The sequence below is a fragment of the Pseudomonas sp. P1_C12 genome (assembly GCF_056406435.1).
Genome location: NZ_JBFUAE010000005.1, coordinates 51,425 through 67,831, shown reverse-complemented (window position 1 = coordinate 67,831; position 16,407 = coordinate 51,425). Strand labels below are relative to the sequence as shown.

16 protein-coding genes are annotated in these 16,407 nt (G+C 58.9%); 9 read left to right on the top strand and 7 right to left on the bottom strand.

The window, feature by feature from the left end:
- Window positions 1-35 precede the first annotated feature (35 nt).
- Complete coding sequence (grpE, locus tag AC1D19_RS10690) at window positions 36-602, bottom strand: nucleotide exchange factor GrpE (protein ID WP_223458579.1); 567 nt, start codon at window positions 600-602, stop codon at window positions 36-38.
- A 240-nt stretch (window positions 603-842) separates the two neighbouring features.
- Here grpE and recN point away from each other — a divergent pair, with 240 nt between their 5' ends.
- Window positions 843-2,516 carry a DNA repair protein RecN gene (recN, locus tag AC1D19_RS10685; protein WP_477763178.1) on the top strand — a complete coding sequence of 558 codons (1,674 nt, stop codon included), beginning with the start codon at window positions 843-845 and terminating at the stop codon, window positions 2,514-2,516.
- A 76-nt stretch (window positions 2,517-2,592) separates the two neighbouring features.
- Here recN and fur read toward each other — a convergent pair whose 3' ends face one another.
- A complete protein-coding gene (fur, locus tag AC1D19_RS10680; protein ID WP_003197684.1) occupies window positions 2,593-2,997 on the bottom strand; it encodes a ferric iron uptake transcriptional regulator in 405 nt (134 codons plus the stop codon).
- 97 nt (window positions 2,998-3,094) lie between these two features.
- Here fur and AC1D19_RS10675 point away from each other — a divergent pair, with 97 nt between their 5' ends.
- Window positions 3,095-3,622, top strand: coding sequence for an outer membrane protein assembly factor BamE (locus AC1D19_RS10675; RefSeq protein ID WP_223458575.1), 528 nt, complete (start codon window positions 3,095-3,097; stop codon window positions 3,620-3,622).
- Window positions 3,623-3,771: 149 nt separating this feature from the next.
- Here AC1D19_RS10675 and AC1D19_RS10670 read toward each other — a convergent pair whose 3' ends face one another.
- From AC1D19_RS10670 to AC1D19_RS10655, 4 genes are all read right to left on the bottom strand, one after another.
- The gene (locus AC1D19_RS10670; RefSeq protein WP_477763177.1) at window positions 3,772-4,182 is read right to left on the bottom strand and encodes a hypothetical protein; all 411 of its coding nucleotides are present in this window, start codon (window positions 4,180-4,182) and stop codon (window positions 3,772-3,774) included.
- A gap of 227 nt (window positions 4,183-4,409) precedes the next feature.
- Window positions 4,410-4,724 (bottom strand): RnfH family protein, encoded by a 315-nt coding sequence (locus AC1D19_RS10665; RefSeq protein ID WP_108218129.1) that lies wholly within the window; start codon window positions 4,722-4,724, stop codon window positions 4,410-4,412.
- A complete protein-coding gene (locus AC1D19_RS10660; RefSeq protein WP_007988702.1) occupies window positions 4,717-5,151 on the bottom strand; it encodes a type II toxin-antitoxin system RatA family toxin in 435 nt (144 codons plus the stop codon). The genes AC1D19_RS10665 and AC1D19_RS10660 overlap by 8 nt, the downstream gene beginning before the upstream one ends.
- 7 nt (window positions 5,152-5,158) lie before the next feature.
- Window positions 5,159-6,562, bottom strand: coding sequence for a sodium-dependent transporter (locus tag AC1D19_RS10655; protein ID WP_477760715.1), 1,404 nt, complete (start codon window positions 6,560-6,562; stop codon window positions 5,159-5,161).
- Between the two features lie 118 nt (window positions 6,563-6,680).
- Between AC1D19_RS10655 and smpB the strand changes: the two genes are divergently transcribed.
- Entirely contained in the window at window positions 6,681-7,163 is a 483-nt protein-coding gene (smpB, locus tag AC1D19_RS10650; protein WP_007993569.1) for an SsrA-binding protein SmpB, read from the top strand.
- Between the two features lie 48 nt (window positions 7,164-7,211).
- Here smpB and AC1D19_RS10645 read toward each other — a convergent pair whose 3' ends face one another.
- A complete protein-coding gene (locus AC1D19_RS10645) occupies window positions 7,212-7,979 on the bottom strand; it encodes a GntR family transcriptional regulator (protein WP_477760714.1) in 768 nt (255 codons plus the stop codon).
- Window positions 7,980-8,240: 261 nt separating this feature from the next.
- Here AC1D19_RS10645 and AC1D19_RS10640 point away from each other — a divergent pair, with 261 nt between their 5' ends.
- The 6 genes from AC1D19_RS10640 (at window position 8,241) to AC1D19_RS10615 (ending at window position 16,316) form a co-directional block, all read left to right on the top strand.
- The gene (locus tag AC1D19_RS10640; RefSeq protein ID WP_477763176.1) at window positions 8,241-9,935 is read left to right on the top strand and encodes a lactate permease LctP family transporter; all 1,695 of its coding nucleotides are present in this window, start codon (window positions 8,241-8,243) and stop codon (window positions 9,933-9,935) included.
- A gap of 150 nt (window positions 9,936-10,085) precedes the next feature.
- On the top strand, window positions 10,086-10,910 hold the full coding sequence (locus AC1D19_RS10635) for a (Fe-S)-binding protein (protein ID WP_477763175.1): 825 nt from the start codon (window positions 10,086-10,088) through the stop codon (window positions 10,908-10,910).
- On the top strand, window positions 10,907-12,361 hold the full coding sequence (locus AC1D19_RS10630) for a LutB/LldF family L-lactate oxidation iron-sulfur protein (RefSeq protein WP_477763174.1): 1,455 nt from the start codon (window positions 10,907-10,909) through the stop codon (window positions 12,359-12,361). The genes AC1D19_RS10635 and AC1D19_RS10630 overlap by 4 nt, the downstream gene beginning before the upstream one ends.
- Window positions 12,361-13,032, top strand: a complete 672-nt coding sequence (locus tag AC1D19_RS10625; RefSeq protein WP_477763173.1) for a LutC/YkgG family protein — start codon at window positions 12,361-12,363, stop codon at window positions 13,030-13,032. Before AC1D19_RS10630 ends, AC1D19_RS10625 begins: the two co-directional genes overlap by 1 nt.
- Window positions 13,029-15,839: an FAD-binding and (Fe-S)-binding domain-containing protein gene (locus tag AC1D19_RS10620; protein WP_477763172.1), complete on the top strand. Its 2,811-nt coding sequence runs from the start codon at window positions 13,029-13,031 to the stop codon at window positions 15,837-15,839. Before AC1D19_RS10625 ends, AC1D19_RS10620 begins: the two co-directional genes overlap by 4 nt.
- Before the next feature lie 201 nt (window positions 15,840-16,040).
- A complete protein-coding gene (locus AC1D19_RS10615; protein ID WP_477756288.1) occupies window positions 16,041-16,316 on the top strand; it encodes a hypothetical protein in 276 nt (91 codons plus the stop codon).
- Window positions 16,317-16,407: the final 91 nt, after the last annotated feature.

The window sequence follows — 16,407 nt, the reverse complement described above, 5'->3', positions numbered from 1 at the left end:
CGCTTGACTTATAAATGGGGGCCTTGCGGCGGATTTCAAGCCTGCTCGTCAATCGAAGGCGAAACCGGCGCAGGCGCCTTGCTGACCACGACCATCGCCGGGCGCAGCAAGCGACCATTGAGCTGATAGCCCTTCTGGAACACCTTCAGAACGCTGTTCGGCTCGACATCGGCGCTTTCCTGCATGGCCATCGCCTGATGTTGAACGGCGTTGAACGGCTCGCCATGCGGATCGATCGCTTCAAGCTGATAACGCTTGAGGGTGTCCTGGAACATTTTCAGGGTCAGCTCGATGCCTTCGCGCATCGGACGGATGCTTTCGTCGTCCGGGCTGGACAGTTCCAGGCCGCGTTCCAGGCTGTCGACGATCGGCAGCAGGTCGCCGGCGAATTTTTCCAGCGCGAACTTGTGAGCCTTCTCCACATCCTGCTCGGCGCGACGGCGGACGTTCTGCAGATCGGCGGCTACACGCAAAGCCTGATCCTGAGCGCCTGCCAGTTGCTCTTCGAGCACTTGTACACGAGCCGCCAGGTCTTCACCCGAAGCCTCGGGCGCCTGGTTGGCGTCTGGGTTTTGCGTATCCACTGTCTGTTCGTCAGCCATAGATTTCTCCTTTCAATATCGTCCGCGAGCTCAACTCGCGCTTCTGCCCAGCTATATGGGGCCGCAAAATCCGGCTTCAAGGGGCGCCGACGATTAACCCTACAAAAAACAACTGCTTTGTCATTCCCGGTCGCGATAAGGCTTTCGTCGGGTCGAGCGAATCGAGCTAACGAGGGGCATTGTCAGCCAGAAACAAAACACTGTATAAATAACCAGACCTAACACCTGGGAGCGGCCCATATGCTGGTGCACCTGTCCGTACACAACTACGCCATCGTTGAACATCTCGATCTCGAACTCGATCGCGGGATGAGCGTGATCACCGGGGAAACCGGCGCGGGCAAGTCGATCATGCTCGACGCGCTGGGCCTTACCCTGGGTGATCGCGCCGACAGCGGCGTGGTCCGCCCCGGCGCCGACAAGGCCGACATCCTGGCCACCTTTGACCTGGCCGACATTCCGGAGGCCAGCGCCTGGCTGGCCGAACGCGACCTCGAAAGCGACGGCCCATGCATCTTGCGCCGGGTGATCACATCCGAAGGACGCTCGCGCGGCTACATCAACGGCACGCCCTGCCCGCTTGGCGACCTCAAGGCGCTGGGCGAGCTACTGATCGACATTCACAGCCAGCACGAACACCAATCCCTGCTCAAGACCGACACCCACCGCCGCCTGCTCGACGAGTACGCCGGGGCCACGGACCTTGCCCGCCAGGTGCAGCTTGCCGCACAGCGCTGGCGCCAGACTCGCCAGGAGCTGGAGCGACTCTCCAACTCCGGCGATGAGCAACGCGCCCGCCATCAGTTGCTCAGCTATCAACTCGAAGAGCTGGAAAACCTTGGTCTTGGCGACAACGAACTGGAGCAGCTTGAGCAGGAACACAAGAACCTGACCAACGCCGAGACCTTGCTCGGGATCTGCCGGCAAGTCGTCGAGCAATGCAGTGAAAGTGATTCCGGAAATGTCCTCAACGCCCTCACTGCCAGCCTCAACCGCCTGTCGAGCGTGAACAGCTCGATCGGCGCGCTGGGCGAAGCCAGCAGCTTGTTGACCAGTGCACAGATCCAGGTTGAAGAGGCCGTGGGTGAACTGAACCGCTTCCTCGACAACTTCGACGCCGATCCGTCGCGCCTTCAATACCTTGAAGAACGCCTCGACGCGATCTACACCCTGGCGCGCAAACACCGCATCCAGCCGACCGAAGTCGCCGAGATGCAGCAGAAACTGCTGGATGAAATCGAAACCCTCAACGCCAACGACGAATCCATCGAGCGGCTGAGCGATGAGCTGTCTTCATACGCTCGCCATTATCAGGAAAAGGCTCGCGAACTGAGCGATCTGCGTCATCAAGCCTCGAGCAGCCTGGCCAGCGCCGTGGAACTGGAGATCCAGCGCCTGGGCATGCCTGGCGGGCGCTTCACCATCGAGTTGCGCCCAAACAGCAGTGATGAACTGCTGCCTAATGGACTTGAACAGGTTGAATTACTGGTCAGCGCCAACCCTGGCCAACCATTGAAAGCCTTGGCAAAAGTCGCATCCGGTGGCGAGCTGTCGCGGATCAGCCTGGCGATTCAGGTCATCACCGCGCAGACCTCCCGCGTACCAACCCTGGTGTTCGACGAAGTCGATGTCGGCATTGGCGGTCCAACCGCGGAAATCGTCGGCCAGTTGCTGCGCAGGCTCGGTGAGCGCGGGCAGGTACTGACCGTGACCCACTTGCCGCAAGTGGCGGCGCAAGGTCATCAACATCTATTTGTGCATAAAGTGCGCGGCGAAGATGCCACCCGCACGGCCGTTTCAAAATTGAGCAAAAACGACCGCGTCGAAGAAGTCGCACGGATGCTGGGCGGCATCGATCTCACCAAGGAATCCTTGGCGCATGCCAAAAAAATGGTGGTGGCCGCAAAAGCCTGACTAAAGGCAGAAAGCACGAAGGCGACCCTGGGGTCGCCTTCGTTCGTTTCGCGAACCTCAAGTTCGCGCGACATGCTTACTTTTTCTTGCGCACGTACAGCACCAGATTGTGATCAACCATCTCGAAGCCATACTTGTCGACGATTGCTTTCTGAAGCCGCTCGATTTCTTCGTCGAAGAATTCGATCACTTCGCTGGTTTCGACGTTGACCATATGGTCGTGATGCTTTCCGTCGTCCAGCTCGAAGACCGCATGGCCTCCGTCGAAGTTGTGCCGCACCACAAGGCCAGCTGCCTCGAACTGGGTCAGAACACGGTAAACCGTGGCCAGACCGACGTCCTCACCAGCCTCCATAAGGGCCTTGTAGACATCCTCGGCACTCATGTGGCGCTGCTCGGCGGAATCGAGCATTTGCAGAATTTTGACCCGTGGCAGGGTCACTTTGAGGCCGGCTTTGCGTAGTTCGCTATTTTCAACCATGGTCAGCTTTCTCGCGATGCTGCTTCGCAGCTTCTCTTAATGCGGGTATGATCGGCGTTTACGTTGTCCCAGCCAAGATAGTGGAAGTCGCCCACCGATGCAAAACACCAAGCTCTTGCTAACCAGTTTCACCTTTGTGGGACTGCTCGCACTCGCCGGTTGTTCATTCCCCGGGGTTTACAAAATCGACATCCAGCAGGGCAATGTCGTCACGCAGGACATGATAGACCAGTTACGCCCGGGAATGACCCGTAAGCAAGTACGGTTTATCATGGGCAACCCTCTGCTGACTGACACGTTCCATGCCGATCGCTGGGATTATCTGTACAGCCTGCAACCCGGTGGCGGTGAACGCCAACAGGAACGCATCAGCGTTATCTTCAACCCAAATGACCAGCTTGTCAGCCTCTCCGGTGATTTCATGCCAGGCGTGAGCCGTGACGAAGCCATCCTTGGCAAGGACAGCGGCACGACAGTGGCTGCCCCGGCAGAAAACGTCGAAAAACCAAAACCGGAAAAACCGGTCAAGCCAGGTTCGTTGCTGGATCAGATCCAGAAGGACGTCGACGGTGTAGAAACCGCTCCAGTCCCGACGCCTGAACCGCTGGACACCTCGCCGCAGTAATTGGCGAATGATGCCGCTTGCCTGGGTATTCAAGCTCCAGCAAGGCTGCTCTGAAAATCCGCTACCAGACCTCTGGCGGCGGATTTTTTTGTACCGGCAATAGTGATCGATCCGGATCGCTTGCCGGAATCACTATCGATGATTCCCGCTTATTTAATACACATCAGCATAAAGTCTTGGGAACCATCACCGGAAGGGCCCTTCATTCCTGCCAGTTGAGTGATCACACTCAAATTATCCTGCTTGGGTGTAGACCCAAGTCGCGCCCGCCCATAATAAATATCATCTTCGGAACTGCTGTTCGTAAGGGATACAGAGCAGAACCGTGGAGCCTGGATGAAGACATCCGACTTGAAGCTAACCTTATAGTTCGCAAAATAATCAGCCTGGGAGAAGTACTCTACCGCAGAGATCCACTCGGGTGCCTGAGCCACCACCTTGCCTTGTGCGCTTATCGTGGCGGTTAACACATTGGAGGCTGCACTGGCCGGCATGACAGTGAAAGCCGCACCCATTGCTGCCAGCACACTTATATGCTTCAACGACTTGATCAAGTCCATTTCAGATTTATCCCTAAATGAGTTTATTTGCCCCTCACATAACGAGGGCAAGACTTGATTTAGGCTTAATCGGAACCACATTCAATCAAGATTGAAGCAAAGAGAAAATTCTCTTCAATACTCAAACCAATCCTACATTCCCCCGATAAAAAGCCTACAAAGCATATTTACACTCAGGGATTGAACCACCTGTGGGCGGAAATTTTAGTGCCTGGCGCGCAATTCAATCATTGATTCCGCGCCTTGGCCTCGGCCGCTTTTGCTGCACGCAGGCGACGGACCTCTTTCGGATCCGCCAGCAGCGGCCGGTAGATTTCGATTCGATCCCCCGCCTGAATCGTTCGAGTGTCCGGGTCGGTGATCACCTTGCCAAAGATACCCACCGGGCAGGCGGCAAGATCCAGCTCAGGAAACTCTGCCCCTACACCAGACTTGAGCACGGCCGCCCGAACCGTAGTGCCGACCGGCACCGCGAGTGAAAGTAGCACCTGCCTGTCCACAGCGGCGTACACCACTTCGATATCGATCACGGCTTCAACCATGAATCTGCTTGGCGCGCTGACAGAACGCATCCACCAGCGTATTGGCGGCCTGATTGAACAATGGCCCCAATGTGGCGCGAACCAGCGGCCCGGCATAATCGAACGAAAGATCAAGACTGATCTTGCAGGCCTTCTCGCCCAGCGGCTTGAACACCCACACCCCATGCAATTGATTGAAAGGGCCTTCTTCAAGATTCATTTCGATTGATTGACCGGGAACCAGAGTATTGCGCGTCACGAAATGCTGACTGAGGCCACCCTTCGCCACGCCAACGCTCGCCCGCATATGCTCAGGCGAGCTCTCCAGGACTTCGGCTGCCGAGCACCACGGCAGAAACTCCGGATAGCGTGCCACGTCGTTGACCAGGTCATACAGCGCTTGTGCCGGGTACGGCAGCAAGGCCGAACGTGAAATGTGTGTCGTCATGTCAGCGTCACTTCCACAGCTGGGCGGCAAACACTACGAGAATGCCGATGGGCGCCACATAGCGCATCAAGAACAAGGACAGGCCAAACAGCGCAGGGTTGCGGATCGACAACTCGTCGCGCACCGCTTCACGCCCCATGATCCAGCCCGCAAACACCACGAAACACAAACCGCCAAGCGGCAACATGAGTCGCGAGGTGAAGAAATCGATCACGCCAAAGAAGTCGAGACCACCGGCGGCTCCCCATTGGTAGAGGTGGAACATCCCGCCTTCGTTCACGAAGAACTTGGCCTCCTTCCAGATATTGAAGGAGAACACAGTGCCCAGACCGACAAACCAGCAGCTGAAAGCCAGCCAGAAAGTAACCCATGCACGACTCACCTTAGTGCGCTCGACCAGGTAGGCCACCATCGGTTCAAGCAGGGAAATCGCCGAACTCCAGGCAGCGACCGCCACCAGCACGAAGAACACCACCCCCATCAATTGCCCGAACGCCACGTTACCGAAGGCAAACGGCAGGCTGACGAACATCAGCCCCGGCCCTTCGCTCGGATTCAGGCCCGCCGCGAAAACAATCGGAAACAATGCCAGTCCGGCAACCAGGGAAACGAAGGTATCGAGCAGCGCCACGCCGACGACCGTCCCTGAGATCGACGAGTTCTTCGGCATGTAGGCGCCATAGATCATGATCGAGCCGACGCCCACGCTCAGGGAAAAGAACGCATGCCCCATCGCGGGCAACAAGCCGTCCAGAACCTTTTCCGGGTGGAAGTCGAACATGAAATGCACGCCCTCCATGAAATGACCGGTGGTCATGCTGTAGCCCAGCAGCACCAGGATCATCACGAACAACAACGGCATCATGATGCGCAAACTGCGCTCAAGCCCGGCAACCACGCCCTTGGCGATCACCACCGCGGACAACAGCATGAAAATCGTGTGCCAAAGTGTCAGGCGCCAGGGATCGGCGATCACATTGCCGAAGTAAGCCCCCACCTGATCAGGCGTCGCGCCCTGAAAATCGCCACGCCCCATGTCGATGATGTAATCCAGCGACCAGCCGCCAACCACACTGTAGAAAGACAGGATCAGCAATGCCGTGATCATCCCGGCAAATGCGCCCCAGGACCATTTCGTCGAGTGCCCCGCCTCGACCGCCAGCGTCTTCAAGGCATTGGCCGGGCTCTGCCGGGCACGCCGGCCGATCAGGGTTTCGGCCAGCATGACCGGTACGCCAATCAGCGCGATGCAGGCCAGAAACATCAGCACGAAGGCGCCGCCGCCATAGACGCCGACCATGTACGGGAATTTCCAGATACTACCCAGCCCCACGGCCGAACCGGTCGCGGCGAGTATGAAGACCCAGCGGCTAGCCCAACTGCCGTGGACAGAAACCTTGTCTGTCGACATCGTTATCACGCCCAAGCGTTCAAAAAAGAGGCCGCATTGTCCGGGATTCAATCAACCTGCTCAAGCACGTAGCAACACCGTAGCCGACTCGCGTGCAACTCCCTATAATGCCGCCCCTATGGCTAAACAGAAGAAACACCCAACAGGGACCATCGCGCAAAATAAAAAGGCGCGACACGATTACTTCATCGAACATCGGTTCGAGGCTGGTCTGGTCCTGGCCGGCTGGGAAGTAAAAAGTCTGCGGGCAAGCAAGCTGCAGCTGGTTGACAGCTACGTACTGCTCAAGGATGGCGAAGCCTGGCTGCTCGGCAGCCACATTACGCCCCTGACGACCGCCAGTACCCACGTCATCGCTGACCCGGTGCGCACCCGTAAATTGCTGCTCAATCGGCGCGAGCTGGAAAAGCTGGCCGCTGCCGTGCAGCAAAAGGGTTACGCCTGCGTGTGCCTGTCCTGGTACTGGAGCAAGCACATGGTCAAGTGCGAGATCGCGCTGGGCAAGGGCAAGAAGGAATACGACAAGCGCGATACCGAGCGCGAACGCGACGCCGGTCGCGAGTTGCAGCGTGCGGTGCGCAACAAGGGCAAGGAAGAGTAGTTTTCCTGCTTGAGGCGAGGGAGCTTGCTCCCTCCCACAGCCACCTCTCTACATCCCCTTGCGCCGCTCCGCCCGGGCCATGCGCTGCACTTCCTGACGCACTTCTTCCAGCACCTCCTGTACATACAGAATGTGTCGACTGGAAACTTCACGCGCCTGCTCCGCCCGCCCTTCGATGATCGCCTGATACAACTCCCGATGCTGCGCGATCAACATGTCGCGGGTTTCGGTGCGCTGCTTGTACATGCCACCGATGTTGGTCACCACGTTGCGCTTGAGCAGGTCGAACAGCCCGCGAATGGTGTGCAGCAACACGGCATTGTGGCTGGCCTCGGCGATCGCCAGGTGAAAACTTGCGTCTGCAGCCCCCTCTTCGGCACGACTCACTTCTTCGTGACGGGAATAGCAGTCCTGCAGTTCGTTGAACGCAGCGGTCAGCCGTTCGCGATCCACCTCCGTGGCACGCAGCGCCGCGTAGTAGGCGCAAGACGCTTCCAGCGTATGGCGAAACTCCAGCAGATCGCGTTGCGCCTCAGGATTGCTTTCCAGCAGATGCAACAAGGGATCACTGAAGGTGCTACCCAGTGATTCCACCACATAGTTGCCGCCACCCTGGCGACTGACCAGCAGGCCCTTGGCGGTCAGCTTCTGAATGGCTTCGCGCAACGAAGGGCGTGACACGCCAAATTGCTCGGCCAGCGCGCGCTCGGCCGGCAAGCGCTCACCCGCTTTCAGCGTGCCCTCGAGGATCATGCCCTCAAGCTGCTCGACAATATCGTCAGACAAACGGCGCTGACGAATCTGATCAAACCCCATAACTCGATTACTCCACGATCCGACGGCTCGCCGGGGCTCTATTCTGGCCTATCGGCGCCGCGCCAGCACCTGCCACAGCGCATTTGGTCATACCAGACAGACGACCTGCGCACTTCGCATTCGACAAAAGTTTTAGGGCGGCAAATTGACACACCGCCTACAAGGCTTTTACCCTAGCCAACAGCGATTGTAAATTGGTCTTACCAATTATCCAAGAACGCTGATCAGTGCCTGACCAACAACAATTAGGGGCCACCCCATATGCAAACCTGGCAACAGCTCTATACCCCGCTCGGCAGCCTCGGCCTGTCCGCACTCGCAGCCGTTATCCCCATCGTGTTTTTCTTCCTGGCTTTGGCCGTGTTCCGCCTCAAAGGGCATGTGGCCGGTAGCATCACCCTGGCGTTGTCGATTCTGGTGGCGATCTTTGCTTTCCAGATGCCGGTCGATATGGCGTTCGCCGCCGCCGGGTATGGCTTCGCTTATGGCCTGTGGCCGATTGCCTGGATCATTGTGGCAGCGGTGTTCCTCTACAAACTGACGGTCAAGAGTGGCCAGTTTGAAGTCATCCGCAGTTCGGTCCTGTCGATCACCGATGACCAGCGCCTGCAGGTCCTGCTGATCGGCTTCTGCTTCGGTGCCTTCCTCGAAGGGGCGGCCGGTTTTGGCGCACCGGTAGCAATTACCGCCGCCCTGCTGGTAGGACTGGGCTTCAACCCGCTGTACGCCGCTGGCTTGTGCCTGATCGCCAACACCGCGCCGGTGGCCTTTGGCGCCCTGGGCATTCCAATCATCGTTGCCGGGCAAGTCACTGGCATCGACGCGTTCAAGATCGGCGCCATGACCGGCCGCCAATTGCCGCTGCTGTCGCTGTTCGTGCCGTTCTGGCTGGTGTTCATGATGGACGGCCTGCGCGGCGTGCGGGAAACCTGGCCGGCAGCCCTGGTGGCCGGCTTGAGCTTTGCCGTGACCCAGTACTTCACCTCGAACTTCATCGGCCCGGAACTGCCGGACATCACCTCGGCCCTGGCCAGCCTGATTGCCCTGACCCTGTTCCTGAAAGTCTGGCAACCAAAACGCGCCGCCGGCCAACACATCGTCGGCGCCGTCTCGGCCTCCGTGGTGAGCGCCAGCGTCGGTGGTTTCGGCCAGAAACGCACAACCGTGGCTTCGCCTTACAGCCTTGGGGAAATCTTCAAGGCCTGGTCTCCGTTTCTGATTCTCACCGTACTGGTCACGATCTGGACCTTGAAACCGTTCAAGGCCATGTTCGCCGCCGGCGGTTCGATGTACAGCTTCGTATTCAACTTCGCCATCCCGCACCTGGACCAGATGGTGATCAAGGTCGCACCGATCGTGGCCGCGCCAACCGCCCTTCCGGCAGTGTTCAAACTGGACCCGATTTCCGCCACCGGCACGGCGATTTTCTTCTCGGCGCTGATCTCGATGCTGGTCCTGAAGGTCAATTTCAAAACTGGTCTGACCACTTTGAAAGAGACCTTCTACGAACTGCGCTGGCCGATCCTGTCCATCGGCATGGTGCTGGCGTTTGCCTTCGTGACCAACTACTCGGGCATGTCCTCGACCATGGCGCTGGTACTGGCGGCGACGGGGGCAGCCTTTCCGTTCTTCTCGCCGTTCCTCGGCTGGCTGGGCGTGTTCCTCACCGGTTCCGATACCTCGTCCAACGCCCTGTTCAGTTCGCTGCAAGCGACCACCGCGCACCAGATCGGTGTCAACGACACCTTGCTGGTGGCGGCGAACACCAGTGGCGGTGTGACCGGCAAGATGATCTCGCCACAATCGATCGCCGTGGCTTGTGCCGCGACCGGCCTTGTGGGCAAAGAATCGGATCTGTTCCGCTTCACCCTCAAGCACAGCCTATTCTTTGCAACGATTGTCGGTTTGATCACATTGGCCCAGGCCTACTGGTTCACCGGCATGCTGGTGCACTAAGGGCTACAGGCAACACGATAAAAACCGACACCGGGCCACGCCCCCGGCGTCTGCTATTCACACCCCGGTCTGTAAGGCTGCTGAAAGCTTCCGGTTTTATATTCAGCAGCCTCAACAGACGAATAACCGGGACCACCCGGAGACCGCCTGATGAGCGAGCTTTTTTACAACGCCGTGCCGAATGCGACCCGTGTCGCCCCGCCACTGCCAGAGCCTCGGCAGTACCCCAGCGAGAAACCGTCACGGGTCTACCTGTTCGGGACCTGCGTGGTCGATTTGTTCTACCCCGAAGCCGGGATGGACGCGATCCACCTGCTTGAACGCGAAGGCATTCGTGTCGAATACCCGCAAGGGCAAAGCTGCTGCGGCCAACCGGCCTACACCTCCGGTTACACCGAACAGGCACGGACCGTGGCGCGCTCGCAATTGGCGCTGTTTGCCGGCGACTATCCGGTGGTGGTGCCGTCAGGTTCTTGCGCGGGCATGCTCCGCGAACATTACGCCGACTTGTTCAAGGACGAGCCGGACACGTTGAAACAGGTTCAGGCCTTGGCTGCCAGAACCTACGAACTGGCCGAGTTTCTGTTGTTTGTCTGCAAGGTGCAGCTCAAGGACAGCGGCGAACCGGTAAAAGTGGCGCTGCACACCTCGTGCTCGGCACGCCGTGAAATGAACACCCACCTGCACGGCCGCGAATTATTGGCGCAGTTGAGCAACGTGGAACGGGTCAACCACGACCACGAAAGCGAATGCTGTGGCTTCGGCGGGACATTCAGCGTCCGTATGCCAGACATTTCCGGCGCGATGGTGGCTGACAAGACCCGGGCGTTGAAGGAATCCGGCGCGCACAAGATATTGAGTGCCGACTGCGGTTGCTTGATGAACATCAACGGCTCGCTGGAAAAACAGCAGGAAGCGTTGCGCGGTCAGCATCTGGCCAGTTTCCTCTGGCAGCGTACCGGAGGTGCCCGATGAGCACTTCCGCGATTATTCCTACGGTTGCCGTAGAAGAAGATTTTCGCACCCGCGCCCACAAGGCGTTGGGTGACGCGCAATTGCGAGGCAACTTTCGCAAGGCGATGGATTCACTGATGAGCAAACGGGCAGCGGCGTTCAGCGATGCCCATGAAAGAGAACACTTGCGCGCACTGGGCAATGCCGTCCGTGCCCGCGCGCTCTCCAAGTTGCCCGAGCTGCTCGAGCAACTGGAACAGAACCTGACCCGCAACGGTGTGACAGTGCACTGGGCGGAAACGGTGGACGAGGCCAATGGCATCGTCCTCTCGATCATCCGCGCTCACGAGGGGCGGCAAGTGATCAAGGGCAAATCGATGGTCAGCGAAGAGATGGAGATGAACCATTTCCTCGCTGAACAGGGCATTGAATGCCTGGAATCGGACATGGGCGAGTACATCGTCCAGCTCGACCACGAGAAGCCTTCACACATAATCATGCCGGCGATCCACAAGAATGCCGGTCAGGTCGCGTCCTTGTTCCACGACAAACTTGGGGTGGAATACACCAAGGACGTTGACCAACTCATTCAGATCGGTCGCAAGGTCTTGCGGCAGAAATTCTTCGAAGCGGACATCGGCGTCTCCGGTGTCAACTTCGCCGTAGCCGAAACCGGCACCCTGCTGCTGGTAGAAAACGAAGGCAACGGCCGCATGACCACCACGGTGCCGCCCGTGCATATCGCCGTCACCGGCATCGAAAAAGTCGTCGAGAACCTGCGCGATGTGGTGCCGTTGCTGTCATTGCTGACCCGCTCGGCCCTGGGCATTCCGATCACCACTTACGTCAACATGATCTCCGGCCCGCGCAAGGAACATGAACTCGACGGCCCGCAGGAAGTGCACCTGGTACTGCTCGACAACGGCCGTAGCCAGGCCTTTGCCGACAGCGAACTGCGCCAGACCCTGAACTGCATTCGCTGTGGCGCCTGTATGAATCATTGCCCGGTCTACACCCGAATCGGTGGTCACGCCTATGGGGAGGTTTACCCCGGGCCTATCGGAAAAATCATCACCCCGCACATGGTTGGCCTGGCGAAAGTCCCGGATCACCCGAGCGCCTCGTCGCTGTGCGGCGCCTGCGGTGAAGTCTGCCCGGTGAAAATTCCGATCCCTGCTCTGTTGCGTCGCCTGCGGGAAGAAAACGTCAAGGCCCCCGACAGCCCCCATCAAGTGATGCGCGGTCAGGGCAGCAAGTATTCGCGCAAGGAGCGGTTCATCTGGAATGCCTGGGCGAAGCTCAACAGCTCGCCGACGCTGTATCGCCTGTTCGGATTCTTCGCCACCCGTTTGCGCGCCCTCACGCCGAGCAATGTCGGTCCGTGGACGCAAAACCACAGCGCACCCAAACCCGCCGCCCGCTCACTGCATGACATGGCCCGCGAGCATTTGGCCAAACAGGGAGACCGTTGATGAGCGCCAAGCAAAATATCCTCGCCAAACTGCGTAAAAGTCTGACAGGCACCACGCCAGTGGCCGATAACTTCGATATCGATCTAGTGACCCAGCCTTACACCTACGCGCCTGAGCAACGCATTGCGCAACTGCGCAAACTGATGGAAGCGGTGCACACGGAAATTCATCTGACGTCCGGCCAAGAATGGCCGACGCTACTCGCGCAATTGCTGCGCGAGCGCCAATTGCCGAGTCTGCTGATCGCACCGACAACGCCCCACGGTCAACGGATCACACAGCACTGGGCGAACAATCCCGATTTACCGAAGCTCAAGGCCTACGACCGCCCGGTTGAAGAATGGAAGGCCGAACTGTTCAACGACACCCCGGCGAGCCTGACCGCCAGCCTCGGCGCCATCGCGGCGACCGGTAGCCTGATTCTCTGGCCGACGCGGGAAGAACCGCGCCTGATGAGCCTCGCACCACCGGTGCATTTCGCCCTGCTCAAGGCCAGTGAAATCCACGACAACTTCTATCAGGTGCAGCAGGAGTTCGAATGGGCCCAGGGCATGCCGACCAATGCGTTGCTGGTGTCCGGCCCGTCGAAGACTGCCGACATCGAGCAAGTGCTGGCGTACGGCGCCCACGGTCCGAAAGACCTGGTGGTATTGATCCTGGAGGACCAATGAGTCTACCGGCTGCTTTCCTGCGTGATGCACAGCAACTGATTCCACAAGAGCGACGCTTCGACGACCCGCTGTCGACCCTGGCCTTCGGCACCGATGCCAGTTTCTATCGGTTGATTCCGCAACTGGTAATCCGCGTCGAGTCCGAAGACGAAGTGGTGGCGCTACTGAAACTGGCGCAGCGCGATCACGTCCCGGTAACTTTCCGCGCCGCTGGCACCAGCCTCTCTGGTCAGGCCATCAGCGATTCGGTTTTGATCGTGCTTGGGGATAACTGGAACGCGCGTGAGATTCGCGGGCAAGGCACACAGATTCGTCTGCAACCGGGCGTGATTGGTGCCCAGGCCAACGCCTGGCTGGCACCGTTCGGACGCAAGATCGGCCCGGACCCGGCCTCGATCAACGCCTGCAAGATCGGCGGTATCGTCGCCAACAATGCCAGCGGTATGTGCTGCGGCACGGCGCAAAACACCTATCACACCCTGGCCGGCATTCGTCTGGTGCTGGCTGACGGCAGTCGTCTCGACACTGAAGATGCCACCAGCGTCGCAGCGTTTCGCCAAAGCCACGCCGCTCTGTTGGAGCGTTTGACAACCCTGGGACGCGAGACCCGCGCCAACGCCGAACTGGCTGCGAGAATTCGCCACAAATACCGTCTGAAAAATACCACCGGCCTGTCGCTCAATGCCTTGGTGGATTTCGACGAGCCTGTGGATATCTTGAGCCACTTGCTGGTGGGCTCCGAGGGCACGCTAGGGTTCATCAGCGCGGTGACCTACGACACGGTGATCGACCATCCGAACAAGGCCTCGGCCCTGATTGTGTTCCCGGATGTCGAGACCTGCTGCAACGCGGTCACCGTACTGAAAAGCCAACCGGTGTCGGCCGTGGAACTGCTGGACCGGCGCAGCCTGCGTTCAGTGCAGGACAAACCCGGCATGCCGCCTTTCGTACAACAGCTGTCGAACAATGCCTGCGCCTTGCTGATCGAATCCCGCGCCGCGTCGTCCAACTTGCTGCACGAACAACTGGCGCAGATCATGGCGTCGCTGAAAACGTTCCCCGTGGAAAAGCAGGTCGACTTCACCGAAGACCCGCAGGAAAACGCCCGACTCTGGGCCATCCGCAAAGACACCTTCCCGGCCGTCGGCGCGGTACGCAAGACCGGCACCACGGTGATCATCGAAGACGTCACCTTCCCGGTCGAACAACTGGCCAGCGGCGTTAACCGCCTGATCGAACTGTTCGACAAACATCACTACGACGAAGCGATCCTTTTCGGACACGCGCTGGAAGGCAATCTGCACTTTGTCTTCACCCAGGGCTTCAACAACGCAGAAGAAGTCGCACGCTATCAGGCGTTCATGGACGACGTGGCGCAACTGGTGGCAGTGGAGTTCGGCGGTTCGCTGAAAGCCGAACACGGCACCGGGCGCAACATGGCACCCTTCGTTGAGCTGGAATGGGGCAGCGATGCCTACCAATTGATGTGGCAGCTCAAGCGTCTGCTGGATCCCAACGGCATTCTCAACCCGGACGTGGTACTCAGCGAAGATCCGCAGATCCACCTCAAGCACCTCAAGCCCTTGCCGGCCGCCGACGAGATTGTGGATAAGTGCATCGAATGCGGCTTCTGCGAACCGGTCTGCCCGTCGAAAGGCCTGACCCTGAGCCCACGCCAGCGCATCGTGATCTGGCGCGACATTCAGGCGAGAAAACGCGCCGGCATCGACACCACCGAACTCGAAGCTGCGTACGAATACCAGGGCATCGATACCTGTGCCGCCACCGGCCTGTGTGCACAACGTTGCCCTGTAGGCATCAATACCGGCGAACTGGTGAAAAAGCTGCGTAGCCGGAAGGCGACGCATACGAAAACCGCCAACTGGCTTGAAGGAAATTTCGCCACGGCACTGCAAGGTGCACGCTTCACCCTGCACGTGGCCAATGGCGCGCGGATGTTGCTGGGGGCACCAAGATTGGCGAAGTTGTCGGCGACGTTGACGCGCCTGTCCAAGGGTCAGGTCCCGCAATGGACCAACGCGATGCCGCAACCGGAAAAAGCCATTCGCTTCAGTCCGGCGGTGACCGACGCGCGTCCGCGTGTGGTCTATCTGGCAGCCTGTGTATCCCGCGCCATGGGTCCGGCGGCGGGCGACACGGAACAAATGTCGCTGCACGACAAGACCCGAGGCCTGCTGGAAAAGGCCGGTTATCAGGTGGTTTTCCCGGACAACCTCGACAACCTGTGCTGCGGTCAGCCGTTCGCGTCCAAAGGCTACGCCGAGCAAGCCGAACACAAACGCCAGGAGCTGATTGGCGCGTTGCTGCACGCCAGCCGCGGCGGGCTCGACCCGATCTACTGCGACACCAGCCCCTGCACCTTGCGTCTGGTTCAGGACATGAGCGAAAACCGTCTGGACCTGTACGACCCGGTGCGCTTCATTCGCACGCACTTGATGGATCGCCTCGACTTCACACCGCAGGATGCGCCGATTGCGGTGCACGTCACTTGCAGCACTCAGCACCTTGGCGAAAGTCAGGCGCTGATCGATCTGGCGCGCAAATGCAGCAAAAACGTGGTCATTCCCGAAGGCATTCACTGCTGCGGCTTCGCCGGCGACAAGGGTTTCACCACGCCGGAGTTGAACGCCCATTCCCTGCGCACGCTCAAGGACGCGGTGCAACAATGCAGCGAGGGGATATCGACCAGCCGCACCTGTGAGATCGGTCTGACGCAACATGGCGGCATTGACTACCACGGACTAGTCTATCTGGTGGACCGCGTTACCCAGGCTAGGGTGCCCTGATAGCAGGATCTACAGGAAGGTGCATAGACGTGCATTCCTTAACGCTACTTGCCGGAATCGACAGCTCTACAGTAGAAAAGCAGAACCCTGACGTGCCGCCGCAGTCCACTGATCAAGTCCCGCTAATGCGGGACTTCCTAAAACTCGGTAGACCGTTTTGATGGCCAGCAATGACTGGTCCTTCAGTCCAAGGAGATACACATGAATCGTTCTGTGCTGTTAGGTTTGTTCGTTGTTGCTTCCATGATGGCTTCCACTTCGTTTGCGGCCGAAAAAGACCAGTGCGCGGTCAACCTGCAAACCATCGAAAACGGCAAGGCACAGATTCCCGGGGAAATGCTTGACCAGGTGGAGGCCTCCGTCAAGAAAGCCAAAGCCGACCAGGCAAAAGGCACCAAGGCAGGTATTGATGATTGCATCGCCGAGACCAACCAAACCATCATGGACGTCACGAACGCGCACAAAGGCGCGAAGTAACTCAGTTCAAGGCCAACCTTCGGGTGGGCCTTGTTGGTGTACATCAACAACGGAGTACTGGCAGCCGGGAGTTCAAAGCCCGGCCGCGTCC